Source organism: Enterobacter cloacae complex sp. Mu1197, assembly GCF_040059225.1.
In the GTDB taxonomy this organism is placed as follows: domain Bacteria; phylum Pseudomonadota; class Gammaproteobacteria; order Enterobacterales; family Enterobacteriaceae; genus Enterobacter; species Enterobacter quasiroggenkampii.
The window spans coordinates 1,622,771-1,649,276 of record NZ_CP157375.1 but is presented as its reverse complement, the minus strand read 5'-3'; the positions used below and the strand labels follow the sequence as shown (position 1 = coordinate 1,649,276).

The following is a 26,506-nucleotide window of genomic DNA, read 5'->3' as shown; positions in this document are numbered from 1 at the left end:
CTTCTTCTCCTTAACGTAGCGTTTTCGGCAAACAGCCGTAGTGTTGCCGAAAACGGGCGGTGAAACGAGAGCTGGACAGATACCCACATTGTAATGCGATTTCGCCGATCGGTAATCGGGTTGACTGTAACTGTGACAGCGCAACGCCCATCCTCACCTCCTCCACAATCTGGCGAAAACTCTGTGACTCCTCACGTAACCGTCTGCGCAGCGTCGGCACGCTTAATGCGAGACGGCTGGCGACATCCTGCGCGGTCCAGGCTCGGGCGGGCGACAGCATGATGAACTGTCGCACCTGCTCGGTCAGGTTATTGTTTCGCTCAATAAGCAGCGGACCTGCCACGCCGTCATGCAGCAATGCCAGCAACAGACCGAAGGCCTGATGTTTTTGCAACGCCTCCGGTAGATCCTGACGCACTGCGTGCAGCAGGTTATCCCACATAAATGCCAGCCCTTCGCTCAGCGGAGCACAGAGCGAATGTAACGTCATGCGCGGCCAGGATTTCAGGTAATGCGCTTTAAACTCGGCAACGATTTCCGGCGATAACATCAGCAAGTCCGAGTGAAACAGACCGTTTGCAGGCTGATTAATGATCTCCATCGCCGTATTGGCAGGGATAATGATGAGCTCATCCCGGGTGGCCACCAGGCGGTTGTCGTCCTGCACAATCACCTTACTGCCGTGAGTGATATGACAAATCGCCGGAAAAAAGAGCTTAACCTGGTGCAGGCGATGCATTTTGCTGGCACTCACTTCACCCGCCGTGAGATGTTTATGTCGAAAATGGAACTCCTGCACCCCGCCATCCTTATCTGCTGTAGGTTGCTGTTAACTGAGCCTTTGCCAGAACGTGACTATTGAGCATAAAACCGACCAGCGCGCCGCTGGCATTTTTGTCGACGGGCAGTTTATCCACGTCCAGCGCCCAGACGGTAATCTGATAGCGGTGAGGCTTGTCCCCGGCAGGGGGACATGCGCCGCCGAATCCAGAATAACCGAAATCATTACGCCCCTGCACAGCGCCAGCAGGTAATTTTTCGCCATTTGGGTTACCGGCACCAGCGGGCAGCGTCATTGTCTTCGCGGGAATGTTGGCTACGGTCCAGTGCCACCAGCCGCTGCCGGTAGGCGCATCCGGGTCATAGACCGTAATGGCAAAACTTTTCGTACCCGCGGGCGGATGTTCCCACACCAGCTGCGGTGAGGTATTCCCACCGTGGCAGCCAAATCCCTCAAACACCTGCGGTAACGCTAACCGCCGATCGCCGGAAATATCCCGGCTGGTCACGCTGAAAGACGTTGCTGCGAAAACCTGAAAACTCATTGCCGTCAGAGCGGCTATTGTGATGACACTGCGCTTTTTCATGGGTATTTCCTTTGCTGAACCGGAAGCCCTAAGATAAAGCACGCAACAATGCCTCAATGTGCCTAAGCGATTTGATTTTGTGCCGAAACGCTCAACGGCATCCGCAGATGATTGCGCCTTGCTGAATGTGGTAATCTACGCGCCATTTCCCTGAAATCGACAGAACAGCAAATTATGAGTGTACGTTTAGTGTTAGCCAAAGGGCGCGAGAAATCATTACTGCGCCGTCATCCCTGGGTCTTTTCCGGCGCGGTTGCCCGTATGGAAGGCAAAGCCAGCCTCGGTGAAACCATTGATATCGTGGACCACCAGGGGAAATGGTTAGCGCGAGGCGCCTACTCGCCAGCGTCCCAGATCCGTGCCCGCGTCTGGACCTTCGATAAAGACGAAACCATCGACATCGACTTCTTCGTGCGTCGTCTGCAGCAGGCGCAGCAGTGGCGTGAGTGGCTGGCAAAACGCGACGGGCTGGACAGCTACCGCCTGATTGCCGGTGAATCTGACGGCCTGCCGGGCGTGACCATCGATCGCTTCGGTAACTTCCTGGTGCTACAGCTCCTGAGCGCCGGGGCGGAATACCAGCGTGCCGCGCTGATTAGTGCCCTGCAAACCCTGTTCCCGGAATGTGCTATTTACGACCGCAGCGACGTGGCGGTGCGCAAAAAAGAGGGCATGGAGCTGACGCAGGGCCCGGTCACGGGTGAGCTGCCGCCTGCCCTGCTGCCGATTGAAGAACACGGCATGAAGCTGCTGGTGGATATTCAGGGCGGGCACAAAACGGGTTATTACCTCGACCAGCGCGACAGTCGTCTGGCTACGCGTCAGTACGTTGCCGACAAACGCGTGCTCAACTGCTTCTCCTACACCGGTGGTTTCGCCGTTTCGGCGCTGATGGGCGGCTGTGCCCAGGTGGTTAGCGTGGATACCTCGCAGGAAGCGCTGGACGTGGCAAAACAAAACGTCGAGCTGAACAAACTGGATCTGAGCAAAGCCGAATTTATACGCGACGACGTCTTCAAGCTGCTGCGTAAATACCGCGACCAGGGCGAGAAGTTCGACGTCATCGTGATGGATCCGCCAAAGTTTGTGGAAAATAAAAGCCAGCTGATGGGCGCCTGCCGTGGGTATAAAGATATCAACATGTTGGCCATCCAGCTGCTGAACCCGGGCGGAGTTCTGCTCACGTTCTCCTGCTCCGGCCTGATGACCACAGATTTATTTCAGAAAATCATCGCCGATGCCGCAATAGATGCTGGCCGTGATGTACAATTTATAGAGCAGTTCCGTCAGGCAGCCGATCACCCCGTGATTGCTACCTACCCGGAAGGACTGTATCTGAAAGGGTTTGCCTGTCGCGTCATGTAACTTGAAAAGAGAAATATTGCCCGCACATAACGTGTAAGTCGTATTTCCCGGGAGGTGACTATGATTGCCAGCAAATTCGGTATCGGCCAGCAGGTCCGCCACACTTTGCTCGGGTATTTGGGTGTGGTCGTGGATATCGACCCGGAGTATTCCCTTGATGAACCGTCAGCAGACGAACTGGCGGTGAACGCAGAGCTTCGCGCCGCACCCTGGTACCATGTGGTGATGGAGGGGGATGATGGACAACCCGTTCACACCTATCTTGCTGAAGCGCAGCTAAGCAGCGAGCTGCAGGAAGAGCATCCGGAGCAACCCACTATGGATGAACTTGCTCAGACTATCCGCAAACAGTTACAGGCTCCGCGCCTGCGGAACTAAGCGTGTAAAAAAAGCCCGATGAACGGGCTTTTTTTTATTATTTCGCCAGCCCCAGACGGGGGATGTCGATCGCCGGACAGCGATCCATGACGACGTTTAACCCCGCATCCCGCGCCAGCACCGCAGCCTGCTCATTAATCACGCCCAGCTGCATCCACAGCGTTTTCGCCCCGACGGCAATAGCGTCCTGCGCCACTTCCCACGCCGCCTCGGAGTTTCGGAAGACATCAACCATATCAATTTTTTCCGGCACGTCAGCGAGCGTGGCATAACCCTGCTGGCCCAGTAAGGTTTTCCCCGCCACTTTTGGCGAGACCGGGATGACGTGGTAGCCCTGATCGAGAAGGTATTTCATCACCCGATAGCTTGGACGATCGGGTTTATCGCTCGCGCCCACCAGCGCAATGGTACGCGTGGATGTCAGAATCTCGGCAATATCGTTCTCTTTCATGGTTTTTCTCCTGGCTTTTTTAAAAGTGTACGCCAAACCGCACATCTCAACCATCCATCCCATACCGACGCATGAGGGCAAAACGGCGAAATATGTCTATATGTTAGTAAACATGATTCTCGAAAAATTTAGATACATTAATGCGGCGACAGGATTTCTGACGGGAGCCTTCTATGAAAACCGGTATTGCCACTGCTCTGATTGCGTTAGTGATGCCGGTCTGCGTTTTTGCTACCACGCTCCGGCTCTCTACCGATATTGATCTCCTGGTACTGGACGGAAAAAAGGTCTCCAGTTCCTTATTGCGCGGTGCGGACAGCATCGAATTGGATAACGGGCCGCATCAGTTGGTATTCCGGGTGGAAAAATCGATCGGTCTGGCGAATCACGAGCAAAGGATGTATATCTCCCCGCCGCTGATTGTCAGCTTTAATACCCGGCAAATCAGTCAGGTCAATATTACCCTGCCTCGTCTTGAAACCGAGAAGGAATCGGCGGCCTTCGACGCTTCACCCCGCATTGAACTGCTGGACGGGGATGCGATGCCGATTCCGGTGAAGCTGGATATTCTGGCGCTGACGACCTCACCGAAAGGTCCGGACTACGAGGCCGCGACGCAGACCTATAACAAAGCGGGTAAACGCGCGTCGCTTCCTCAGTTTGCCACCATGATGGCTGACGACAGTACGCTGCTTTCCGGCGTCTCAGAACTGGACGTCATTCCTCCCCAGTCCCAGACCCTGACGGAACAACGCCTTAAATTCTGGTTCCAGCAGGCCGATGCCGACACGCGGGCCCGATTTTTACAGTGGGCAAAACAACAACCTTCATCATAAGCCACATTTTTTACGCCTTTCTCTTGCAGCGTCAAACGGTTCCCGTCATCGTGTAGGCAGTTAACCTGATGGATATGATTATGGAACTGACAACACGCACGCTCCCGGAACGCAAACACATTGCTCTGGTGGCGCACGATCACTGTAAACAAATGCTGCTTAACTGGGTTCGCCGCCATCAGTCTTTGCTGGAAAAGCACGCCCTGTCGGCAACCGGCACCACCGGTAACCTGATCCAGCGCGAAACGGGTCTGGAGGTGAACGCCATGCTGAGCGGCCCGATGGGTGGCGATCAGCAGGTCGGCGCGCAGATCTCCGAAGGGAAGATTGATGTGCTGATCTTCTTCTGGGATCCGCTGAACGCGGTTCCGCACGACCCGGACGTCAAGGCCCTGCTGCGCCTGGCGACGGTGTGGAATATTCCGGTGGCGACAAACCTCTCGACGGCGGATTTCATCATCGAATCGCCGCAGTTTAACTCACCGGTAGATATCCTTATTCCGGACTATCAGCGTTATCTTTCAGAGAGATTGAAGTAGCTTTTTTGCCGGGTGGCGGCTACGCCTTACCCGGCCTACCCATCCTTGCCCGTCTTCGTTAAGGCTTCCGCGCCACCGGCACATCAATACTCTTCAAAATATCGACAAACACGGATGGCTCCTCTTTATTGAACAGCAGCCACACGCGATGGCGCGCGCGGGTCATGGCCACATACAGCAAACGCCGCTCTTCGGCATCCGGGAAGTCTTCCGGCACCGGCAGCAAGGCCTGCTCCATGACCGACTCGCGGGCCGGAGCCGGGAAACCGTCGCTGCCCTCTTTCAGCCCCATGACAATCACATAGTCGGCCTGCTGCCCTTTGCTGGCGTGAATCGTCATAAATTCAAGCTGCAGTTTCGGCCAGCGGGTGGCCGCTTTTTCCAGCGCCTCGGGTTTGAGGTGATGGTAACGCGCCAGCACCAGGATACGCTCATCGGGCTTGGCGTAACCGCTGAGCTTGTCCAGCAGCGGTTCCAGCTGATCGTCCGCCAGCAGGGTCACGGCTTTTTTATCCCCTTGCCGCAGGCTATTGAGCGGTTTTGCCAGCTGATGCGGGTTCTGCTGGATAAAGCGGTTGGCGATTTCACCAATCCGTGAATTGAAGCGGTAGGTCGTGTCCAGATCGCTGCGATCGCCTTCGCCAAAATAGTGGTGGAATGCGGTCGTCAGCGAAAGCTGTGCCCCGCTGAAGCGATAGATGGCCTGCCAGTCATCCCCCACCGCAAACAGAGAGGTATGCTTATTTTGCGCCCGTAGCGCTGAGAGCAACGCTGCGCGCTGCGGAGAGATGTCCTGGAACTCATCCACCAGAATATGCTTCCACGGGCTGACAAAACGTCCCTTCTCAAGAATGATGATGGCCTGATGGATCAGGCCGGAGAAATCAACGGCATTTTCCGCTTTCAGCGCGGTTTTCCAGGCCTTCAGCAGCGGTGCCATCAGCTTGACCCGTTTCGAAAACAAATCGCGGATCGCCTCCGGCGCGCTTTCAATCATCTCTGCCTGCGTTCCGCCGTGCATTCGCATCAGGCTAACCCAGCGGTCAAGCCGTGAACCCAGCCGACGCGCCAGTTTGTCATCCTGCCAGAAGCTACCTTCCGGTACGCCCCAGTTGAGTTCCTCCTCGAGCCACTGACGCCATCCTTTCGCCTGCGCCTTTTTCTCACTGCACTGCTGGCGCCACGTTTTGATAAACAACGCCTGACGCGCCTGCGCGTCGTTTTCCAGCTTACTGATAGCAGGCACTTTTTTACTGCCCTGCTGAATAATATGCAGGGCAAGGGCATGGAAGGTTCTGGCCGTGATATCTCGGGTATGCAGACGTTCCTGGATCCGTTCGTCCATCTCCTGGGCCGCCTTGCGACCAAAGGCCAGAAGCAGAATTTGATCGGCGACCGCTTCCCCGGTCGTCAGCAGCCAGCCGGCACGGGCTACCAGCACCGACGTTTTACCGCTACCGGCGCCCGCCAGCACCAGCAGCGACTGCTCGCCGTTAACCACCGCGCGCGCCTGGGCCGGGTTGAGCGGAGAAGACTCCACCGTACTGAAAAAGTCGGCGTATTGGGTGAGCATGGCGTCCGTCCAGGCCTGATTATGGGCGAGCCGACTTTTATCCTTATCATTCAACCAGGCCTGGCACTGGCGCCAGGCGTCGCGACAGTTGTCAAACTCCTCGAGACGCGTCACGGAGATCGGCAGCGCCGAGAGTGCCTGCCGGATTTTTTGCTGTAGCCCGGCGGTCTGCTGACGGGTGAGCCACGAATGCTGCGCGTTGCTTTGCGCGATATCGTCCAGCACCTTCTGAAGCACCCCGGCGGCAATCACGCTCATATCCTGACTCCACCGCTGCCAGAGCGCGTTCAGGTGATGATGAAAACGTTGGGTTTCTGCCCACTCGGTGCCGTGAAGACGCACGACTTTATCGTCAGGCAGTACGAACTCCAGTTCGCCCCACACCAGCCCGCGTTTGCAGTGGATAGCCAGAAGCTGATTAAACGGAATAAGGTATTCGTGGCGTTCTCCGGAGACTTTTACCCCGGCATTGAGGAGAACCACCCGGTCGTATGGGTGTTGCGCCAGACGTTTGCCTAACGACGTTGCTTTCAGTTCCATGTTCCGCCAAATCCACGAAGAGATAATTTACCTGACAGTGTAACTGCCAGTTTTAAGGTGCTCCAGCCTAAAAAAACGTTACAATCATTGGGCGTTAATTTTATCGAAAGGAAGTGAGGGTTTATGCGTACCGTTCTGAATGTGTTGAATTTTGTGCTGGGCGGTTTTGCCACCACCCTTTCCTGGCTTTTTGCCACACTGGTGAGCATCGTCCTGATTTTTACGCTCCCCCTGACCCGCTCCTGCTGGGAAATCACAAAACTCTCCTTCGTCCCCTACGGGAATGAAGCCATCCACGTTGACGAACTGAATCCGGAGAACAAAAACGCCCTGATGAATACGGGTGGAACCCTGCTGAACATTCTGTGGCTGGTTTTCTTCGGCTGGTGGCTCTGCATCATGCATATTTTTGCGGGGATTGCGCAGTGCATCACGATTATTGGTATTCCGGTGGGGATCGCGAACTTTAAGATCGCCGCGATCGCCCTTTGGCCCGTCGGGCGCAGGGTTGTTCCGGTCGAAGTGGCCCAGGCGGCGCGTGAAGCCAATGCGCGTCGTCGTTTTCAGTAACTAAGGACTGGCCGCGTTTATGCTAAGCCCACTGCTTCGCCGTTATACCTGGAACAGCACCTGGCTTTATAACGTCAGGATATTTATCGCGCTTTGCGGCACGGTTGCCCTGCCCTGGTGGCTGAATGATGTCAAGCTCACCATCCCACTCACGCTGGGCGTCGTGGCCGGGGCGCTGGCGGACCTGGACGATCGTCTGGCCGGGCGTTTACGTAACCTGGTCATCACGCTCGTCTGCTTTTTTATTGCATCAGCGTCCGTTGAGTTACTTTTCCCCTGGCCCTGGCTGTTTGCCCTGGGTCTGACGCTCTCAACCAGCGGGTTTATTTTGCTGGGCGGCCTTGGGCAGCGCTATGCCACTATCGCGTTTGGCGCCCTGCTGATTGCCATCTACACCATGCTGGGCGCATCCCTCTACGACCAGTGGTACCAGCAGCCGGTTCTGCTGTTGCTCGGTGCCATCTGGTATAACCTGCTGACCTTAACCGGTCATCTGCTCTTCCCGGTTCGCCCTCTGCAGGACAACCTTGCCCGCAGCTTTGAGCAGCTAGCCCACTATCTGGAACTGAAATCCCGGCTGTTCGACCCGGATATCGAGGAAGAAAGCCAGGCGCCGCTCTACGATCTGGCGCTGGCAAATGGCCAACTGGTCGCCACACTTAACCAGACAAAAGCCTCTCTGCTGACCCGTCTGCGTGGCGATCGCGGTCAGCGCGGAACGCGAAGAACCTTACACTACTATTTTGCCGCTCAGGACATTCATGAACGTGCCAGCTCCTCGCACGTTCAATATGCCGCCCTGCGCGAGAAGTTCCGCTATAGCGACGTGATGTTTCGCTTCCAGCGCCTGCTGTCCATGCAGTCCCAGGCGTGCCAGCAGCTCTCGCGCTCCATTCTGCTGCGCACGCCCTATCAGCATGACCCACGTTTTGAACGCGTTTTCAGCCATCTTGACGCGGCGCTCGACCGCGTTCAGGCCAGCGGAACGTCACCGGAACACATCAAAGCGCTGGGCTTTCTGCTGAACAACCTGCGGGCGATTGACGCACAGCTGGCGACCATTGAGTCCGAGCAGGCGATGGCGCTTCCGGGCAGTGAAGTGGACAATCAGCTTGCTGATGACAGCGTGCACGGTTTTAGCGATATGTGGCTTCGCCTGAGCCGCAACTTTACCCCGGAGTCAGCTCTCTTCCGCCACGCGGTGAGAATGTCGCTGGTGCTGTGCGTGGGGTATGCCTTTATCCAGATAACCGGGCTGCATCATGGCTACTGGATCCTGCTGACCAGCCTGTTCGTCTGTCAGCCGAACTATAACGCCACCAGACACCGTCTTGCGCTGCGCATTATCGGCACGCTGGTCGGCGTCGCAATCGGCCTACCGGTGCTCTATTTCGTGCCTTCCGTCGAGGGGCAACTGATTCTGATCGTGATCACCGGCGTACTGTTTTTCGCGTTTCGCAACGTGCAGTACGCCCATGCCACCATGTTCATCACGCTGCTGGTGCTGCTCTGCTTTAATCTGCTGGGTGAAGGGTTTGAAGTCGCCCTGCCCCGCGTGATTGATACGCTGATTGGCTGCGCGATCGCCTGGGCCGCGGTCAGCTTTATCTGGCCGGACTGGCGTTTTCGCAATTTGCCGCGCGTGGTAGACAGGGCGATGAATGCCAACTGTCGTTACCTTGACGCTATTCTGGAGCAGTATCACCAGGGCCGCGATAACCGTCTGGCTTACCGGATAGCACGTCGCGACGCGCATAACAGTGATGCTGAACTGGCTTCCGTTGTCTCTAATATGTCAACGGAGCCGCGCGCCACGGCAGAGATTCGTGAGACCGCGTTTCGCCTGCTTTGCCTTAACCATACGTTCACCAGCTATATTTCGACGCTGGGGGCCCACCGTGAGAAGCTCACCAACCCGGGAATTCTCAACCTCCTTGATGACGCCGTCTGCTATGTCGATGATGCACTGCATCACCGCCCAGCCGATGAACCGCGTGTGCAACAGGCTCTGGATGAACTGGCTCAACGCATTGCGCATCTTGATCCGGGAAACGACAGCAAAGCGCCGCTGGTTCTTCAGCAGATAGGCCTGCTTATCGCTCTGCTGCCTGAAATTTGCCGGCTGCAACAGCACATCGCTACCTGGAGGAACGACTCTCCTGTGGCTCAGGCAGCGCATTAAACCACTCCGTCAGCTCCCGGCGGATGCCAGCCGGGAGTGCCGCCTCATGAAGCCCTTCGATAGCCCCTTCCAGCGCAAAGAGAACTTTAATACTGAGCGCTTTATTCTTTGCCCGCATCTTCAGCCAGCTCGCTCTGGCGCCCAGCGCCCGCAGCGTTTCTTCATTGGTGATACCGGCTTCAAAGAGCAAGACTTCAAGCTGAAAGGTCAGGTTCGGCAGATCCTTAAGACGGTTTCGTTGATGACGCTGGTAGCGCTCTTTCCTTGCCGCACTGAGCGCAAACGAGGAGAGCTGAAGCAACCGCTCCCTGTCCTGCCATAATCCGTCATCCACACGATAATAGTTGAGCAGCACCGGGCGGCCTCGCTTCATCAACGTCAAAAAGGAGGAGGCGTTTTTAACACAGTATTTTGCACTCTCCTCACACGCACGAAGATAAAGTTCGCCATCGGACACCATGGCAAAGACCGCATCATCCACCGCCAGGGTGTAGCCTCCAAACAGCGCGCGATGATGAATCTCGCCCAACGGGGACAGGTATTCCTGGGATTTATAAATCCGTTCATAAGATATCTTTTTCATGATATTTTCCTTCAGAATCATAGACTAACAACAAAATTTCTTACTAGCGGATCCGTTAGCAGGAAAATAGGCAACTTATCGTCGTTGAGCAAGATGATTTTTCGAGGGGCATCAAGATTGAATGAATTTTGCGAGTCGCTTTCCGAAAATGAGGTTGATCTTTGGGCATACAGGGGTTACTGTATATCCATACAGTAACTACAGGGCTGGAATGAATATGCACACTTCAGGCTATGCAAATCGCGCAATCTCTCTCTCTTCTGCCGCAGGCAATGTCGCGCAGAATTCCGTCGAGCGTGTTTCCACAGGGCTTATCAGTGAAGTGGTTTATCGTGAAGACCAGCCCTTGTTAACGCAACTTCTGTTACTACCGTTATTACAACAGCTCGGTCAGCAATCGCGCTGGCAGCTTTGGCTCACGCCACAGCAAAAGCTGAGCCGCGAGTGGGTTCAGTCCGCTGGCCTGCCGCTGACCAAGGTCATGCAGATTAATCAGCTTTCGCCTTGCGATACCGTTGAGTCGATGATCCGCGCGTTACGCACAGGGAATTACAGCGTGGTGATTGGCTGGTTACCGGAAGAGTTGACGGAAGAGGAACATTTCCGCCTGACTGAAGCTGCTGAAGAAGGGAATGCGATCGGGTTCATTATGCGTCCGGTTCGATCGGATTCTTACCGCAGAGGACAACTTTCTGGGTTAAAAATTCACTCAAATTTGTATCATTGAGTGAAATTAAGATTTTTCCTGGAATTTTTTTTGACCGCAAGATGAGGTTTTAGTTCCCGACCTCAAAATTGCGGCAAGGCTTGTCTGGTGCGGTTCTCCTTAATTTTATTGCACAAAATTCGTTCGAAAAATGTTAAATAATCGGTATACGGAACTTTTTTTTTCATATGCCTGACGGACTTCACACTTGTAAGTTTTCAGCTACGTTGTAGACTTTACATCGCCAGGGGTGCTCGGCCTAAGCCGAAGATATCGGTAGATTTATATTTGACCACGCCCCCCGGTGAAGGATTTAACCGTGATTCTCTCTTGAGACTTTCATGGCGAATTTTGGATGATAACGAGGCGCAAAAAATGAAAAAGACAGCTATCGCGATTGCAGTGGCACTGGCTGGCTTCGCTACCGTAGCGCAGGCCGCTCCGAAAGATAATACCTGGTATGCAGGTGGTAAACTGGGCTGGTCTCAGTTCCACGACACTGGCTGGTACAACAGCAGCCTGAACAATGATGGCCCAACTCACGAGAGCCAGCTTGGTGCAGGTGCGTTCGGTGGCTATCAGGTTAACCCGTATGTTGGTTTTGAAATGGGTTACGACTGGTTAGGTCGTATGCCATACAAAGGCGACACCGTAAACGGCGCTTTCAAAGCACAGGGCGTTCAGCTGACCGCTAAACTGGGTTACCCAGTAACTGACGATCTGGACGTGTACACCCGTCTGGGCGGCATGGTATGGCGCGCTGACTCCAGCAACAGCATCGCTGGCGACGACCATGACACCGGTGTTTCCCCAGTATTCGCTGGTGGCGTTGAGTGGGCTATGACCCGTGACATCGCTACCCGTCTGGAATACCAGTGGGTTAACAACATCGGCGACGGCAACACCGTTGGTGTTCGTCCAGACAACGGCATGCTGAGCGTAGGTGTTTCCTACCGTTTCGGCCAGCAGGAAGAAGCAGCACCAGTTGTTGCTCCAGCGCCGGCTCCAGCTCCAGAAGTACAGACCAAGCACTTCACTCTGAAGTCTGACGTTCTGTTCAACTTCAACAAAGCGACTCTGAAACCAGAAGGCCAGCAGGCACTGGATCAGCTGTACACCCAGCTGAGCAACCTGGATCCTAAAGACGGTTCTGTAGTGGTTCTGGGCTTCACCGACCGTATCGGTTCTGACGCTTACAACCAGAAACTGTCTGAGAAACGTGCTCAGTCTGTTGTTGATTACCTGATCTCTAAAGGTATCCCAGCTAACAAGATCTCCCCACGTGGTATGGGCGAATCTAACCCAGTTACTGGCAACACCTGTGACAACGTGAAAGCTCGCGCTGCACTGATCGACTGCCTGGCTCCAGATCGTCGCGTAGAGATCGAAGTTAAAGGCATCAAAGACGTTGTAACTCAGCCAGCGGCATAAGTTATCGTCTTATAAAAAAACCCCGCAATGCGGGGTTTTTTATTGTCTGAAGAAAAGTAAAAAAATCTACTTTTTACCCAACAGCGCCTGAAGGTCGTTCTTCAGTGTCGACATCTGGTTGGCGTATTTCTCTTTATGTTCTGCATCCTCAATCAGCTGCACGATGGTTTCCGACAGCGTTTTGCCCCGTCGTTGTGCCAGCCCGGCCAGGCGCTGCCAGACAACAAATTCCAGGTCGATTGATTTTTTGCGCGTGTGCTGATGCTCAGCATTAAAATGCCGTTTGCGTCGCGCACGGATAGTTTGCTTCATCCGGTTTAACAAGGCAGGGTTGATGTGTTTCTCAATCCAGCCGTTAACCTGTACCGGTTCATTTTCGAGGGTCAGCAAAATATCCACGGCTTCTTGTGCAGCGCTGGCTTCGATGTAGCAGGTGATCAGTTCCCCTTCACGGTGCTTTTTGACCAGGTACTTCCATTTCCAGCCGCTTTCGAGATTTTCCAGTTGTTGATATTTCATTGCGATCTCAGTGTTACCACGTAACTCTGTTCAGAATATCAGTTTTTTAGCAATCTGCTGAAAAGAAATCATATCCTGTGAGTGAATGCAGCCAATCACCCTGTCGAAATCCCCAATCCTGCTTGGGTACAGCCCCCCGCTTACGGTATACTCCACGCTTTTACATCTGACTAAAAAACATCAACTTTGACCATTACGAAACTTGCATGGCGTGACCTTGTTCCGGATACCGAAAGTTATCAGGAACTGTTTGCACAGCCAGATCTCGCAAAAGAACACGAATTCATCCTTAGCGATACGCAGCCCCGTTTGCATTACGCGCTGGAGCAGGTATTAAGCCCATGGGCAACTGCGCCTTTCATGCTGCTCAAAGCCCCGGAAGAAGCGGAATACCTGACGTTGTTCGGGGATGCCGTGCGTCAGTTAAAGCCGGAAGCGAATGCCGTTTTTGGCGGCCAGTATCGTATTACGGGACATGATGTCACTTTCGAACCGGCGGCACAGGCCGACGGCCGTTTTGCCGCTAAGGGCGAGGTGATTACCGCGAACTGGGTCGAGGCAGAACAACTCTTTGGTTGTCTGCGCCAGTTTAACGGCGAGCTTTCGCTGCAGCCGGGGCTGGTACATCGCGCAAATGGCGGTGTCCTGATCATCTCGCTGCGTACCCTGCTCTCCCAGCCGCTGCTGTGGATGCGTCTGAAAACCATCGTGCACCAGCAGCGTTTCGACTGGGTCGGCTATGATGAGTCCCGTCCTCTGCCCGTCTCTGTTCCGTCTATGCCGCTGTCGTTAACCGTCGTGCTGACGGGCGATCGTGAATCGCTGGCGGATTTCCAGGAAATGGAGCCGGAACTGGCTGAGCAGGCGGTATATAGCGAATACGAAGACAATATCCAGATTGCCGATGCCGACGATATGGCGCAGTGGTGTCAGTGGGTGATGGCCGTTGCCGAACGTTTTGCGCTGCCAACGCCTGCGGCTGACGCGTGGCCAGGCCTGATCCGCGAAGCGGTGCGCTATACCGGTGACCAGGAAACGCTGCCACTCTGCCCGCTCTGGATCGGCAAGCAGCTGCGTGAAGTGGGTGTGATTAGCGGTAATGGTGCGTTCACCGGAGAACAACTCACCCAGATGCTTGCTCAACGAGAGTGGCGAGAAGGCTATCTTGCTGACCGTATGCAGGATGAAATTCTGCTGGAACAAATTCTGGTGGAAACTGAAGGCGAACGCGTCGGTCAGATTAACGCCCTGTCGGTGATTGAATTCCCTGGCCATCCGCGCGCGTTTGGGGAGCCGTCCCGTATCAGCTGCGTTGTGCATATTGGCGATGGTGAGTTTACCGACATCGAACGCAAAGCCGAGCTGGGCGGAAACATTCACGCCAAAGGCATGATGATCATGCAGGCATTTTTGATGTCTGAACTGCAGCTTGAGCAACAGATCCCTTTCTCCGCCTCGCTGACGTTTGAGCAGTCCTACAGCGAAGTGGATGGCGATAGCGCCTCTATGGCTGAACTGTGCGCCTTAATCAGCGCCCTGGCGGAAGTGCCTATCAATCAGAACATCGCGATCACCGGTTCGGTGGATCAATTTGGTCGTGCGCAGCCTGTGGGTGGCCTCAACGAGAAAATTGAAGGCTTCTTCTCTATCTGTCAGCAGCGCGGTTTAAACGGCAAGCAGGGTGTGATTATTCCGGCTCCCAACGCACGCCATTTAAGCCTCAGTCAGGAGATCCTGGATGCGGTTGAACAAGAGCAGTTCGCTATCTGGGCGATCGAAGGGATTGAGGATGCACTACCCTTACTGACAAACCTGGTATGGGATGGCGAAGGGCAAACCACCCTGATGCAGACTATCCAGGAGCGTATTGCTCAGGCGACACAGCAGGATGCTCGTCATCGTTATCCATGGCCGTTACGCTGGCTGGGCTGGTTTAGTTCTAACTGATCGGACTTGTTCAGCGTACACGTGTTAGCTATCCTGCGTCCTTCACTAAAATAAGGCTTACTGAGAACATGGTAGATAAACGCGAATCCTATACAAAAGAAGATCTTCTTGCCTCTGGTCGCGGTGAACTGTTTGGCGCGAAAGGCCCACAGTTACCGGCCCCGAACATGCTGATGATGGACCGAGTCGTGAAAATGACCGAAACCGGCGGCAACTTCGATAAGGGTTACGTAGAAGCAGAACTCGATATCAACCCGGACCTGTGGTTCTTCGGTTGCCACTTTATCGGCGATCCGGTAATGCCTGGCTGTCTGGGTCTGGATGCGATGTGGCAGCTGGTTGGCTTCTATCTGGGCTGGCTGGGTGGTGAAGGTAAAGGCCGCGCGCTGGGCGTAGGCGAAGTAAAATTCACCGGCCAGGTTCTGCCTACAGCGAAGAAAGTGACCTATCGTATTCACTTCAAGCGCATCGTTAACCGCCGCCTGATTATGGGCCTGGCAGATGGCGAAGTGCTGGTTGACGGTCGTCTGATCTATAGCGCAAGCGACCTGAAGGTTGGCCTGTTCCAGGACACGTCCGCGTTCTGATCGTGCTTTTTGCACCCCCGGAAAGGCGAAACCTCCGCATTGCGGAGGTTTCTTTTTTAAAAGAGACGTTATCAGGCTATGAGTGCCCTGTCGCCGATGGCTTCTCGCCAGCCTCCAAGCCATTGTGACCTTTGATTTATCGTCTGATAAGGACACATTTCTTTAGAACGTCCAGCGATGCCGGCCTGATAACCACGTTGATGAGCCCGTTCCAGGCGATCTCGTTTCTGTCTCTTCATGCCTCGTTTCCCTCATTCTTTTGTCTGGTGGAAAGAAAACAGTGTCTGCACTATCTGCACAGGCACAGATAACGAATACCCCGAATTAGTCGCAGCGTCAATGTTCAAAATTCATACGGGTGTCATATTTGTGAGCTACCTGGAAGATCATTTGTACAAAAATTGTGACGTGGCACAAGTAACGGCCTGAAGTGAAAACGAAAAAAAACCGCAATCAGCGACAGACCGATTGCGGTTTTTGATGATGAATTTTACTTATGGCAGCCGGGAAATCTCTCTCGCGATACTGGCCGACTCCTGCGCCCAACCCTGAGCCAGGACTTTCACCATTTCGTCATAGCCATCCTTCTGCTGCTTCAGCTCCAGATGGAAAGGACGCTTAATCAGCTGCCCCTGATGATTCAGCAACCACTCCCCGCTGATCACCACTGCACCGTCATAGCGGCCGTGGAAGCCCGTTACGGTGACGTTCAGCGTATCCTGATCGTTACCCAGCGGCTGCGACGCGACAACCCAGCCAGGAAGCTGGCTACCCAGATTGGCCACCAGCGTGTTGCGCAGCTGCTGATCCAGCGGGCTGGCCCACAGGTTGTTGGTCGCAATCACGTATTTAACGTCACTGGTCTGATAGACCACGCCGTTTCCTGCCAGATAATCCGGCACGGCAACCTGCTCAACCCACAGCTGACGGTTTCCCTGACTCGCCGTGCTTTGCCCGCCGCTGTGGGTCGCCACAGGCAGCTGATAGTAGCTTTTATTCTCTACCCCTGAACTGCACGCCGTTAACAGCAGAGCGCCAACCATCAATAGCCACTTTTTCATTCTTTTGCCCTCTTCGGCTCAGGATCCTTTTTATCTTTCGCTTCGAACACCAGCGCGTTGCTCTTCTCGTTGAGCGTTTTCAGAACAGGCTGCAGTTCACGCAGGACCTGATCAAGACGCTGCATATCTGCCACCATCTTGTTATAGGCTGCTGAACCCGGCTGGAAGCCCTGCATACTGCGGTTCAGCTCACGCAGCGTTTTCTGCATGTCCTGCGGCAGCTGCTGCATGCTCTGGCTCGCCGTGATCTTGTTGATGTTATCCAGCGTGGTTTGCAGGCGCTGCATTGTCTCCTGGCTCTGATGTAACGACCCGGTCGCCGCTTCAATCATCGGATTCAGTGGCAGATTGTTGATCTTATCCAGCGTCTCCATCAGACGCTGCTGGATCTGCGCCAGGCCGCTGCTCACCGTTGGGATGATCTTATAGCCACCGAATTCACGGATACCGGTAATTGGCGGTGCTTTCGGGTAGAAGTCCATATCCACATACAGCGCACCGGTGACCAGGTTGCCGGTTTTCAGCGACCCGCGCAAACCGCGTTCCATCAGCTGAGAGATATGGGCTGCAATATCCTGATTTTCGCCAATCTGGTTTAGCAGACGCTCCGGCTCAATGCGGATCAGCACCGGAATGCGATAGTCATCATCCAGCATCTGGCTCAGACCCGGGACGAAGAACGGCACTTGCCCAACCGTACCGAGGCGAATACCGCGGAACTCAACGGGCGCCCCCGGCTGCAGGCCGCGAACGGAGTCTTTAAAGAACATCAGGAAGTCAACGTGATCGGTATAGAGCGCATCCTGAATGCTTTTTTGATCGTCAAAGAGACGGAAAGCGGTGTTCTCTGCAACCGGCTGGCCCAAATCCAGGCCTTCTGGCACATCAAAACTCACGCCGCCGCCAAACAGCGTGGTCAGCGAACCCATTTCAACGCGCATACCTGCCGAAGTCAGATCCACCGCGATCCCGCTGTCTTTCCAGAAGCGGACGTTGCTGGTGACCAGGCGATCGTTTGGCGCATTAATGAAGAGCTGATAGCTGATCGCACGTTTCTGCGGATCAAACGTGCTTTTCTCAACCGACCCGACCCGGTAGCCGCGGAACAGAACCGGGTCGCCCGCCGTGAGCTGACCTGCTTTTTTACTGTCGAGGATCACGCGGATACCCTTGGCATCAGGCGGCGCAAGCGGCGGTGAGTCCAGGAGCTGGTATTTGGCTGGCTGGTTACCCTTAGCACCGGGCTGCAGCTCAATGTAGGCGCCCGAAAGCAGCGTCCCTAAGCCGCTGATCCCTTCTCGCCCCACCTGCGGCTTAACGACCCAGAAAACGGAATCGCCGTGCAGCAGTTTTTCCATGCCGGCATTAAGGCGCGCCTTAATCTCCACATGGGTTAAATCGTCCGTCAGGGTTGCGCTTTCGACCACGCCCACATCCACGCTACGGCTTTTGATGGTCGTTTTACCGCCCTCAATCCCCTCGGCATTGGTGGTTATCAGCGTCACTTCCGGTCCCTGATGACTGTAATGATAAAACAGGATCCAGGCACCGATCAGCGCAGTCACGATGGGAAAAATCCACACCGGAGACCAGTTTTTGACCTTCTGCACTTTCGCCTCTCCACTCTTATTTTCCATGCTCTTACTCTTCCTCATGGCTTGATTCAGGCTCACGATCCCACGATAAACGAGGGTCGAAGGTCATGGCCGCAAACATGGTCATGATCACGACCAGTGCAAACATTAAAGCCCCCATCGCAGGATAAATACTCATCAAACCGCCCATCCGCACCAGCGCAGAGAGAACGGCGATGACAAACACGTCAATCATTGACCAGCGTCCGACAAACTCGACCACTTCATAAATCAGGTGCATGCGTTCGCTATCGCGTTTCCCATGCCCTTTCGCATCCCAACAGAGCCAGGCGATGGCGATCATTTTTAAGGTGGGCACCATAATACTGGCGATAAAGATGACGCCAGCGACCGGATAGGAACCTTCGCCCCAGAGCAGTATCACCCCGGCGAGGATCGTCGAGGGCATTTTGTCACCGAGCAAATCGGTGATCATGATTGGCAGAATATTGGCTGGCAGATACAGCATGACGGACGTGACCAGCAGCGCCATCGTCCACTGCAAGCTATTTTTACGCCGTACGTGCCCCTTTGTTTCGCAGCGCGGACAGACGTCGAGATCGGCGGGCAGCACGGCGGTACAGCACGGGCACGAGCGAAGCCCCTGGCGAATGCCGGGCACCCCAACCTTCACCGTCTGTGAAAGCGTCGGCGCTGGCGCGATATCGTCCCACGCCCAGCGCCTGTCCACACACTGGAAGGCGCGCAGCTGCAGAACGCAGTACAGACACCAGGGAATAAAGCTGCTGCCAATCCCCACGTCGCCGTACGCCATCAGCTTCACGAAGCTGACCAAAATCCCCGCCAGAAAGATCTCGGCCATCCCCCAGCTTTTGAGCTGAAAAAGAATACGCGCCAGTCGGATTTTCAGCGGTGCCGGCATCCTGACGCGGTTCACCAGCAAAAGGATGACGACCAGGCAAAAAGCCGGGACTATCTGGACAAACAGGAGAAAAAAGGTCCCCAGGCTGGCGTAATCTTCCGAGAACATCACGCCCGGGATTTCAAGCAAATCCACCTGGCTGGTGATCCCCCCCACCTTCATATAGATGAAGGGGAAGAGATTGGAGAGCAGCAGCATAAACAAGGCTGCCAGAGCGTAAGCAGTGGGACGCTGCCGCGGCGCGTCCCACTCGGTTGTCAACGTCGCACCGCAACGTGGACACAGGGCTTTATGTCCGTGACCAAGCTCTGGCAACGCCACGAGCATATCGCATTGCGAGCATAAAATATGCCTGTCGGCATGGTGCTGGTCACACATATGTTATCCCTGTTTATGCGCCGTTTTTCAGAGACTCAAGGTACTCCCAGCGCTCAAATGCTTCTTCCAGGGCTTTTTCAGCCGCGGACAGTTCTGACAGTACTTTCTGAGTATAGTCATGCGATTGAGTAAAGAATGACGCATCAGCAACCTGTGTTTGCAGATCCTCAAGCGCGGCCTCCAGCTCTTCAAGACGCTGCGGTAGCCCCTCCAGTTCGCGCTGCAGGTTATAGCTTAGTTTAGCCGAGGTTTTCTTGACAGTTTCTGCTTTTGTTACAGCAGGTTCAGAACTTATTTTGGACTTTGACTGCTTCGTCGCCAGCGACTGTGCCTGTTGCCCTTTTGCATCGTGATAACCGCCGACATATTGACCAATTCGCCCTTCACCTTCGAAGATCCAGCACTCGGTCACGGTGTTATCAACGAACTGACGATCGTGGCTGACCAGCATCACGGTGCCCTGATAGCCGTCAATCAGCTCTTCGAGTAATTCCAGCGTTTCGACATCCAGGTCGTTCGTCGGTTCATCGAGGATCAGCAGGTTGCTTGGCTTCAGGAACAGGCGCGCAAGCAGAAGACGGTTTCGCTCACCGCCGGACAGCGCGCGCACCGGCGTCATGGCGCGTTTCGGATGGAACAGGAAGTCCTGCAGGTAGCCCAGCACGTGGCGAGGCTTACCGTTCACCATCACTTCCTGCTTACCTTCGGCGAGGTTGTCCATCACCGTACGGTCCGGATCCAGCTCCGCGCGGTGCTGGTCGAAGTAGGCGACCTCCAGCTTGGTCCCGCAGTGAATGCGTCCGCTGTCGGCCTGCAGCTGGCCCAGCATCAGTTTCAGCAGCGTGGTTTTACCGCAGCCGTTCGGGCCGATGAGCGCAATTTTATCGCCGCGCTGAACCTGCGCGGAGAAATCGTTCACCAGCACTTTACCGTCAACCTGATAGTTGACGTTTTCCATTTCAAAGACAATCTTGCCGGAACGGGACGCCTCTTCAACCTGCATTTTGGCGCTGCCCATCACTTCACGGCGTTCGCTGCGCTCGCGACGCATCGCCTTCAGGGCGCGCACGCGGCCTTCGTTACGGGTACGGCGGGCTTTGATGCCCTGGCGGATCCAGACCTCTTCCTGCGCCAGCTTGCGGTCGAACTCGGCATTCTGCAACTCTTCCACGCGCAGGTTTTCTTCTTTTTCCAGCAGATACGTATCGTAATCGCCGGGATAGGTGACCAGCTTGCCGCGGTCGAGGTCGACAATGCGCGTCGCCATATTGCGAATAAACGAACGGTCATGCGAGATAAAGATGATGGTGCCGCTGAAGGTTTTCAGGAAACCTTCCAGCCAGTCGATCGCTTCGATATCCAGGTGGTTGGTCGGTTCGTCCAGCAGCAGCACCTTCGGCCCGCTGACCAGCGCGCGACCCAGGGCCGCTTTACGCAGCCAGCCGCCGGAGAGCGCCGACAGCTCCATATCGGGTTCCAGGCCGAGCTGCGCCAGTACTTCATTAATGCGGTTTTCAAGCTGCCACAGACCGTGGTGATCGAGCATCTCCTGCACTTTCGCCAGTTCGTTGAGGTTTTTGTCGCTCGGATCGGTCATCACCAGATGCGAAATCTCGTGATAGCGCTTCAGGTATTCAGCCTGCTCGGAGATCCCTTCCGCCACGAAATCGTAAACGCTGCCGGTCACGTGACGCGGTGGGTCCTGCTGCAGGCGGGAGACAATCAGATCCTGCTCGTAAACAATACGCCCGTCATCCAGCCCCTGTTCACGGTTAAGGATTTTCATCAGCGTGGATTTACCCGCGCCGTTACGGCCCACCAGACAGACGCGCTCGTTATCTTCGATGTGCAGTTCTGCATTGTCGAGAAGCGGTGAGTCGCTGAAAGAGAGCCACGCGCCGTGCATACTAATTAAAGACATTTATTTTTCCTTTCAGACCGCGGTAATCAACCAGCAGTTATGAATTTGACGGTTACGGGCAAAGTCCTGAGACAGCGTTTTTTGGCTGATTTCTTGTGCTTTCAGTCCCAGGGCTGCTAAGCCGTCATGATCCATACGGAAGCCGCGTTTGTTGTTCGAGAACATAATGGTGCCGCCTTTGCGCAGCAGGCGCTTCAGGTCGGTCATCAGGCGCAGGTGATCGCGTTGTACATCAAAGCTATCTTCCATACGCTTGGAGTTGGAGAAGGTCGGCGGATCGATAAAGATCAGATCAAACTGCTCGTCGGTATCGCGCAGCCAGCCCAGCACGTCAGCCTGCATCAGGCGATGCTGACGTCCGGTTAAGCCGTTAAGACGCAGGTTGCGCTCCGCCCACTCCAGATAGGTACGGGACATATCCACCGTGGTGGTGCTGCGCGCGCCGCCCAGACCGGCATGCACGCTGGCGCTGCCGGTATAGGAGAAGAGATTCAGGAAGTCCTTGCCTTTACTCATCTGGCCCAGCATGCGTCGGGCGATACGGTGGTCGAGGAACAGACCGGTATCCAGATAGTCGGTCAGGTTGACCCACAGGCGCGCGTTGTATTCGCCCACTTCGATAAAGTCGCCCTTCTCGCCCATCTTCTGGTACTGGTTTTTGCCTTTCTGACGTTCACGCGTTTTCAGCACCAGCTTGTTTGGCGCAATACCCAGCACGGCGATGGTGGCGGCAATGACGTCCAGCATGCGCTGACGCGCTTTTTGCGCATCAATGGTTTTCGGCGGCGCATATTCCTGAATCACCACCCAGTCCGCGTAGCGGTCAACCGCCACGTTATATTCCGGCAGGTCGGCATCGTACAGGCGATAGCATTCAATGCCCTCCTGCTTCGCCCACTTCTCAAATTTCTTCAGGTTCTTGCGCAGGCGGTTGGCGTAATCTTCCGCCACGCCGGACGGCTTGCTGTCGGCCGCCTTCTCCGCCAGATGGTAGTTTTTCTGCACGCAGTCCAGCGGGCCGTTTTTCGCTTTAAACTGGCGATCGGCGCGCAGCTGCAGGCAGCTCAGCAGTTCCGGCGAGGCGCTGAACAGAGACAGGTTCCAGCCGCCGAAGTGGTCCTTCATATTGCGGCCCAGCAGGCTGTGCAGGGCAATCAGCGCCGGTTCGCTGTCGAGACGTTCGCCGTATGGCGGGTTGCTGATGACGGTACCGTACGGGCCTTTTGGCAGCGGGTTGGTCAGGTTCGCCACGTCTTTCACTTCAAAGGTGACCAGCTCGCCGATACCGGCACGGCGGGCGTTGCTGCGCGCACGCTCAATGACGCGAGGGTCGCTATCGGAGCCGTAGAAATGAGAGGTATATTCCGCCAGCCCCTTCCGCGCGCGGGTCTGCGCGTCGTCTTTGACCTCTTTCCAGAGCGCTTCATCGTGCTGCGCCCAGCCCTTGAAGCCCCACTGGCCGCGGTGCAGTCCCGGCGCGCGGTCGGTAGCCAGCATGGCCGCTTCAATCAGCAGGGTACCGGAACCACACATCGGGTCGAGCAGCGGCGTGCCCGGCTGCCAGCCGGAGCGCATCACAATCGCGGCCGCCAGGGTCTCTTTGATGGGTGCCATACCGGTACGATCGCGGTAGCCGCGCAGGTGCAGGCCCGCGCCGCTCAGATCGAGGGAGATACTCGCCGTGTCGCCGTTCAGCCAGACGTTAATACGCAGATCGGGGTTTTCACGATCGACGTTGGGACGTTCCTTATTTTTACGCGTGAAGCAGTCCACAATGGCGTCTTTTACGCGCAGGGCACCGTACTGGCTGTTGCGGATCTCGTCGTTCACGCCGTTGAAATGCACCGCAAAGGTGGCATTCGGGGTGAAGATCTCTGTCCAGTCGATCATCTGTACGCCGGTATAGAGATCAAGGTCGCTATAGACCTTGCACTCCTTCATCGGCAGCATGATGCGCGACGCCAGGCGGCTCCACATCAGGCTCTGGTAAATAAGCCGCGTGTCGCCCTCAAAATGGACACCACCCTGAACCACCTGGCACTCTTGCGCGCCCAGGCTTTCCAGTTCAGTTTTTAACAGCTCTTCCAGCCCACGGGCCGTACTGGCAAACAGAGAATTCATATCGTCACTTTTACTCTTAGAAAATTGTCGCGCATTATAGCTAATATGGCGTGTATGTCATAAAGTTGAAGGCTTATTTTCATTCGAGGGAGTGTGCAGTGGCGACGTTATCCAGGCTTTTTATTCATCCGGTGAAATCCATGCGCGGCATCGGCGTCTCTCACGCGCTGGCCGACATGAGCGGATTTGCCTTCGATCGTATTTTTATGGTCACCGAGCCTGACGGTACGTTCATTACCGCACGCCAGTTCCCGCAGATGGTTCGCTTTACCCCTTCCCCGCTTCACGACGGTTTGCACCTTACTGCGCCGGACGGTTCCAGCGCGGTGATTCGCTTTGCTGATTTTGCGCCCGTCGATGCGCCAACGGAAGTGTGGGGTAACCATTTTACCGCGCGCATCGCCCCGGATGAGATTAACCGCTGGCTGAGCGGCTTCTTTTCCCGTGACGTGCAGCTGCGCTGGGTTGGGCCTGAACTGACGCGTCGCGTGAAGCGCCACGACGCCGTTCCTCTCTCCTTCGCCGATGGCTTCCCGTTCCTGCTGACCAACGAAGCCTCGCTGCGTGATTTACAAGGCCGCTGCAAAGCCAGCGTTCAGATGGAACAGTTCCGTCCGAATCTGGTGGTGACGGGTGCAGAGGCCTGGGACGAAGATACCTGGAAAGTGATCCGCATTGGCAGCGTCATTTTTGACGTGGTGAAGCCGTGCAGCCGCTGCATTTTCACGACGGTCAGCCCTGAGAAAGGCCAGAAGCACCCTTCCGGCGAACCGTTGAAGACGCTGCAGTCATTCCGCACCGCGCAGGATAACGGTGATGTCGATTTCGGCCAGAACCTGATCCCGCGCTCCAGCGGCGCGATCCGCGTCGGTGATGAGGTAGAAGTGCTCGCCCGTGGGCCAGCAAGGGTGTACGGCTCGGGTCAGGAAGAGGAGTTTGTCGACGTTGAGACAAACGTCGCCGCTGCGGTAGAGATTCACTGGCAGGGCAACGTGATCCGGGGTAATAACCAGCAGGTATTGCTTGAGCAGCTGGAACAAGCAGGGATCCGCATCCCCTACTCCTGTCGCGCAGGAATTTGCGGATGCTGCCGCATCAGGCTGGTGGATGGCGAAGTGAGTGCGTTGAAAAAATCGGCAATTGGAAATGACGGCACAATTCTGTGCTGTAGCTGCGTCCCGAAAACGTCCGTACAGCTGGAAGCTTAAACCGCCTGCTCGAGGCTGAAGGCATCCACGCGAAGCTGGGGCTTCAGCCTGTCGTTCATAACCTTAATGGCATCCCCAAGCTGCATTGTCCGCCCGGCAATCGTCACGCCGGGCTGGGCCAGCAAACAGAGCGCGGCATTTTCGCCGGGCTCCACCACCAGCAGGCTCACCTCTTCTGTGGTATCGCTCAGATTGACGCTGGCCGCATCACCCGTTGCCGGGGTCCAGTTCATGCCGTGCGGCAGGAAATGCCAGCTCTTTGGCATTTGCGGTTTCAGGAAACGGATAGCCACCAGCGCATTTAATACCAGCTCGGCACGCTGCTCTTTCGAGAGCACCAGATCGCGACATTTTTCCTCAAAGGAGAAATACAGCGCAGCGTCATCAACGCAAAAGCCTGACGGGGAAAAGGCGTCCGGGGTTAACATTCGGCGGGCAAAACGAGAGCGAAACAACATGCCATTGGCTAAGTCGAGCATCATTCGGTCATGCTCGTCGCAAAAATACCAGCGCCAGTTATCGTCAGGTTTAATTCGCATGTTTCTCTCCCGTCCCCGAAACGTCCTGTACTAAAAATGTCCTGATCGCCGCTTCGTTTATAACACCATTAATAAAAGACTATAATGTCTAAATAAGCAACAGTGACGGAATATAAAACAACCAGGGCTGGAAATAAAGCCCTGGTTGTCTGATTAAGAGAAAAGATTAGATATGAGTAACGATTTCTTTAATCAGCGGCGGCCCTTTAAAAATAAAGCCGGAATAGATTTGCACCAGCGACGCACCCGCTGCCATCTTCTCGCGCGCAGCAATCACCGAGTCAATGCCACCGACGCCAATAATCGGCAGACGGCCATTTAATTCCGCAGACAGAGCACGAATAATTTCGGTGCTTTTTAATTGCACCGGACGCCCGCTTAACCCACCCGCTTCGTCACAGTTTTTCATTCCCTGCACGAGGGAGCGATCGAGGGTGGTATTGGTCGCAATCACACCATCAATATTATGACGAACTAAACTGTCGGCAACCTGGATCAATTCTTCGGCAGAAAGATCCGGCGCGATCTTAACCGCGACCGGAACATATTTATGGTGGATCGACTGGAGTTCATTTTGTTTATTTTTAATGGCACTCAGAAGATCGTCCAGCGCCTCACCATATTGTAAGGATCGCAGTCCCGGGGTATTGGGAGAAGAAATATTCACCGCAATATAACCGGCATAGGCGTAGACTTTTTCCATACAAATCAGATAGTCATCTTTACCCTGCTCGACCGGCGTGTCTTTATTTTTGCCGATATTGATGCCCAGAATTCCGTCAAAGTGGGCTTTTTTAACGTTCTCGACGAGGTGATCAACACCGTGGTTATTGAAGCCCATGCGGTTGATCAGCCCTTCGGCTTCCACCAGTCGGAACAGGCGCGGCTTGTCATTTCCCGGCTGCGGGCGCGGGGTAACGGTGCCGATTTCAATGGAGCCAAAGCCCATCGCGCCCAGGGCATCAATGCACTCGCCGTTTTTGTCCAGACCGGCCGCCAGACCCAGCGGATTTTTAAAGGTCAGCCCCATGCATTGCACAGGTTTTACCGGCACATGCTGGCGCACCAGCGCGGCCAGAGGCGTTCCGGTAATACGACGTAATTGCTGGAATGTCAATTCATGAGCGCGCTCAGGGTCGAGCTGGAAAAGGGCTTTACGAACGAAGGGGTAGTACATGAACTCTCCT

25 protein-coding genes are annotated in these 26,506 nt (G+C 55.1%); 11 read left to right on the top strand and 14 right to left on the bottom strand.

What is annotated here, in order from left to right; genetic code table 11:
- Positions 1–10: 10 nt before the first annotated feature.
- Entirely contained in the window at positions 11–799 is a 789-nt protein-coding gene (locus ABFV38_RS07710; RefSeq protein ID WP_048222373.1) for an AraC family transcriptional regulator, read from the bottom strand.
- A gap of 10 nt (positions 800–809) precedes the next feature.
- Positions 810–1,367 carry a kinase inhibitor gene (locus ABFV38_RS07705; RefSeq protein ID WP_348959018.1) on the bottom strand — a complete coding sequence of 186 codons (558 nt, stop codon included), beginning with the start codon at positions 1,365–1,367 and terminating at the stop codon, positions 810–812.
- 174 nt (positions 1,368–1,541) lie between these two features.
- Between ABFV38_RS07705 and rlmI the strand changes: the two genes are divergently transcribed.
- Together rlmI and hspQ are read left to right on the top strand one after the other, a co-directional pair.
- On the top strand, positions 1,542–2,732 hold the full coding sequence (gene rlmI / locus ABFV38_RS07700; RefSeq protein WP_045261702.1) for a 23S rRNA (cytosine(1962)-C(5))-methyltransferase RlmI: 1,191 nt from the start codon (positions 1,542–1,544) through the stop codon (positions 2,730–2,732).
- Positions 2,733–2,792: 60 nt separating this feature from the next.
- On the top strand, positions 2,793–3,110 hold the full coding sequence (hspQ, locus tag ABFV38_RS07695; protein ID WP_008499919.1) for a heat shock protein HspQ: 318 nt from the start codon (positions 2,793–2,795) through the stop codon (positions 3,108–3,110).
- A 37-nt stretch (positions 3,111–3,147) separates the two neighbouring features.
- Here hspQ and ABFV38_RS07690 read toward each other — a convergent pair whose 3' ends face one another.
- Positions 3,148–3,561 carry a CoA-binding protein gene (locus ABFV38_RS07690; RefSeq protein WP_008499920.1) on the bottom strand — a complete coding sequence of 138 codons (414 nt, stop codon included), beginning with the start codon at positions 3,559–3,561 and terminating at the stop codon, positions 3,148–3,150.
- Between the two features lie 173 nt (positions 3,562–3,734).
- Between ABFV38_RS07690 and ABFV38_RS07685 the strand changes: the two genes are divergently transcribed.
- Together ABFV38_RS07685 and mgsA are read left to right on the top strand one after the other, a co-directional pair.
- Positions 3,735–4,397: a DUF2057 family protein gene (locus ABFV38_RS07685; protein ID WP_045908361.1), complete on the top strand. Its 663-nt coding sequence runs from the start codon at positions 3,735–3,737 to the stop codon at positions 4,395–4,397.
- Between the two features lie 80 nt (positions 4,398–4,477).
- Positions 4,478–4,936: a methylglyoxal synthase gene (gene mgsA / locus ABFV38_RS07680; RefSeq protein ID WP_008499922.1), complete on the top strand. Its 459-nt coding sequence runs from the start codon at positions 4,478–4,480 to the stop codon at positions 4,934–4,936.
- A 58-nt stretch (positions 4,937–4,994) separates the two neighbouring features.
- Here mgsA and helD read toward each other — a convergent pair whose 3' ends face one another.
- The gene (gene helD, locus ABFV38_RS07675) at positions 4,995–7,049 is read right to left on the bottom strand and encodes a DNA helicase IV (RefSeq protein WP_262790435.1); all 2,055 of its coding nucleotides are present in this window, start codon (positions 7,047–7,049) and stop codon (positions 4,995–4,997) included.
- Between the two features lie 123 nt (positions 7,050–7,172).
- Here helD and ABFV38_RS07670 point away from each other — a divergent pair, with 123 nt between their 5' ends.
- Positions 7,173–7,619 (top strand): YccF domain-containing protein, encoded by a 447-nt coding sequence (locus ABFV38_RS07670; protein ID WP_196364792.1) that lies wholly within the window; start codon positions 7,173–7,175, stop codon positions 7,617–7,619.
- Positions 7,620–7,638: 19 nt separating this feature from the next.
- Positions 7,639–9,801 carry a YccS family putative transporter gene (yccS, locus tag ABFV38_RS07665; RefSeq protein WP_111966972.1) on the top strand — a complete coding sequence of 721 codons (2,163 nt, stop codon included), beginning with the start codon at positions 7,639–7,641 and terminating at the stop codon, positions 9,799–9,801.
- Here yccS and ABFV38_RS07660 read toward each other — a convergent pair.
- Complete coding sequence (locus tag ABFV38_RS07660) at positions 9,758–10,384, bottom strand: TfoX/Sxy family DNA transformation protein (RefSeq protein WP_023618860.1); 627 nt, start codon at positions 10,382–10,384, stop codon at positions 9,758–9,760. The genes yccS and ABFV38_RS07660 overlap by 44 nt on opposite strands.
- Positions 10,385–10,601: 217 nt before the next feature.
- Here ABFV38_RS07660 and sulA point away from each other — a divergent pair, with 217 nt between their 5' ends.
- Both sulA and ompA read left to right on the top strand, forming a co-directional pair.
- The gene (gene sulA / locus ABFV38_RS07655) at positions 10,602–11,111 is read left to right on the top strand and encodes an SOS-induced cell division inhibitor SulA (RefSeq protein ID WP_032637628.1); all 510 of its coding nucleotides are present in this window, start codon (positions 10,602–10,604) and stop codon (positions 11,109–11,111) included.
- Positions 11,112–11,465: 354 nt separating this feature from the next.
- On the top strand, positions 11,466–12,521 hold the full coding sequence (ompA, locus tag ABFV38_RS07650; protein ID WP_008499928.1) for a porin OmpA: 1,056 nt from the start codon (positions 11,466–11,468) through the stop codon (positions 12,519–12,521).
- Positions 12,522–12,587: 66 nt separating this feature from the next.
- Here the strand turns inward: ompA and matP are convergent, their stop codons facing one another.
- Complete coding sequence (matP, locus tag ABFV38_RS07645; protein WP_008499929.1) at positions 12,588–13,040, bottom strand: macrodomain Ter protein MatP; 453 nt, start codon at positions 13,038–13,040, stop codon at positions 12,588–12,590.
- Positions 13,041–13,226: 186 nt separating this feature from the next.
- Here matP and ABFV38_RS07640 point away from each other — a divergent pair, with 186 nt between their 5' ends.
- Together ABFV38_RS07640 and fabA are read left to right on the top strand one after the other, a co-directional pair.
- Positions 13,227–14,987 (top strand): Lon protease family protein, encoded by a 1,761-nt coding sequence (locus tag ABFV38_RS07640; protein WP_196352640.1) that lies wholly within the window; start codon positions 13,227–13,229, stop codon positions 14,985–14,987.
- Between the two features lie 68 nt (positions 14,988–15,055).
- On the top strand, positions 15,056–15,574 hold the full coding sequence (gene fabA, locus ABFV38_RS07635) for a 3-hydroxyacyl-[acyl-carrier-protein] dehydratase FabA (protein ID WP_008499931.1): 519 nt from the start codon (positions 15,056–15,058) through the stop codon (positions 15,572–15,574).
- A 71-nt stretch (positions 15,575–15,645) separates the two neighbouring features.
- Here fabA and rmf read toward each other — a convergent pair whose 3' ends face one another.
- The 6 genes from rmf to rlmKL form a co-directional block, all read right to left on the bottom strand.
- Positions 15,646–15,813 carry a ribosome modulation factor gene (gene rmf / locus ABFV38_RS07630; protein ID WP_013097261.1) on the bottom strand — a complete coding sequence of 56 codons (168 nt, stop codon included), beginning with the start codon at positions 15,811–15,813 and terminating at the stop codon, positions 15,646–15,648.
- A gap of 255 nt (positions 15,814–16,068) precedes the next feature.
- On the bottom strand, positions 16,069–16,635 hold the full coding sequence (pqiC, locus tag ABFV38_RS07625; RefSeq protein ID WP_045908366.1) for a membrane integrity-associated transporter subunit PqiC: 567 nt from the start codon (positions 16,633–16,635) through the stop codon (positions 16,069–16,071).
- Positions 16,632–18,272: an intermembrane transport protein PqiB gene (pqiB, locus tag ABFV38_RS07620; protein ID WP_024907768.1), complete on the bottom strand. Its 1,641-nt coding sequence runs from the start codon at positions 18,270–18,272 to the stop codon at positions 16,632–16,634. The genes pqiC and pqiB overlap by 4 nt, the downstream gene beginning before the upstream one ends.
- A 4-nt stretch (positions 18,273–18,276) precedes the next feature.
- The gene (pqiA, locus tag ABFV38_RS07615) at positions 18,277–19,530 is read right to left on the bottom strand and encodes a membrane integrity-associated transporter subunit PqiA (protein ID WP_248221091.1); all 1,254 of its coding nucleotides are present in this window, start codon (positions 19,528–19,530) and stop codon (positions 18,277–18,279) included.
- 13 nt (positions 19,531–19,543) lie between these two features.
- The gene (locus tag ABFV38_RS07610) at positions 19,544–21,451 is read right to left on the bottom strand and encodes an ABC transporter ATP-binding protein (RefSeq protein WP_032639317.1); all 1,908 of its coding nucleotides are present in this window, start codon (positions 21,449–21,451) and stop codon (positions 19,544–19,546) included.
- Positions 21,452–21,463: 12 nt separating this feature from the next.
- On the bottom strand, positions 21,464–23,572 hold the full coding sequence (gene rlmKL / locus ABFV38_RS07605; protein WP_021240859.1) for a bifunctional 23S rRNA (guanine(2069)-N(7))-methyltransferase RlmK/23S rRNA (guanine(2445)-N(2))-methyltransferase RlmL: 2,109 nt from the start codon (positions 23,570–23,572) through the stop codon (positions 21,464–21,466).
- A gap of 98 nt (positions 23,573–23,670) precedes the next feature.
- On the opposite strand from rlmKL, the gene ABFV38_RS07600 reads away from it, so the two are divergent.
- A complete protein-coding gene (locus ABFV38_RS07600; RefSeq protein WP_045908369.1) occupies positions 23,671–24,780 on the top strand; it encodes a YcbX family protein in 1,110 nt (369 codons plus the stop codon).
- On the opposite strand, the gene zapC is transcribed toward ABFV38_RS07600, so the two are convergent.
- The gene (zapC, locus tag ABFV38_RS07595) at positions 24,777–25,319 is read right to left on the bottom strand and encodes a cell division protein ZapC (protein WP_136194630.1); all 543 of its coding nucleotides are present in this window, start codon (positions 25,317–25,319) and stop codon (positions 24,777–24,779) included. The genes ABFV38_RS07600 and zapC overlap by 4 nt on opposite strands.
- A 166-nt stretch (positions 25,320–25,485) precedes the next feature.
- Entirely contained in the window at positions 25,486–26,496 is a 1,011-nt protein-coding gene (gene pyrD / locus ABFV38_RS07590) for a quinone-dependent dihydroorotate dehydrogenase (RefSeq protein ID WP_023618346.1), read from the bottom strand.
- Positions 26,497–26,506: the final 10 nt, after the last annotated feature.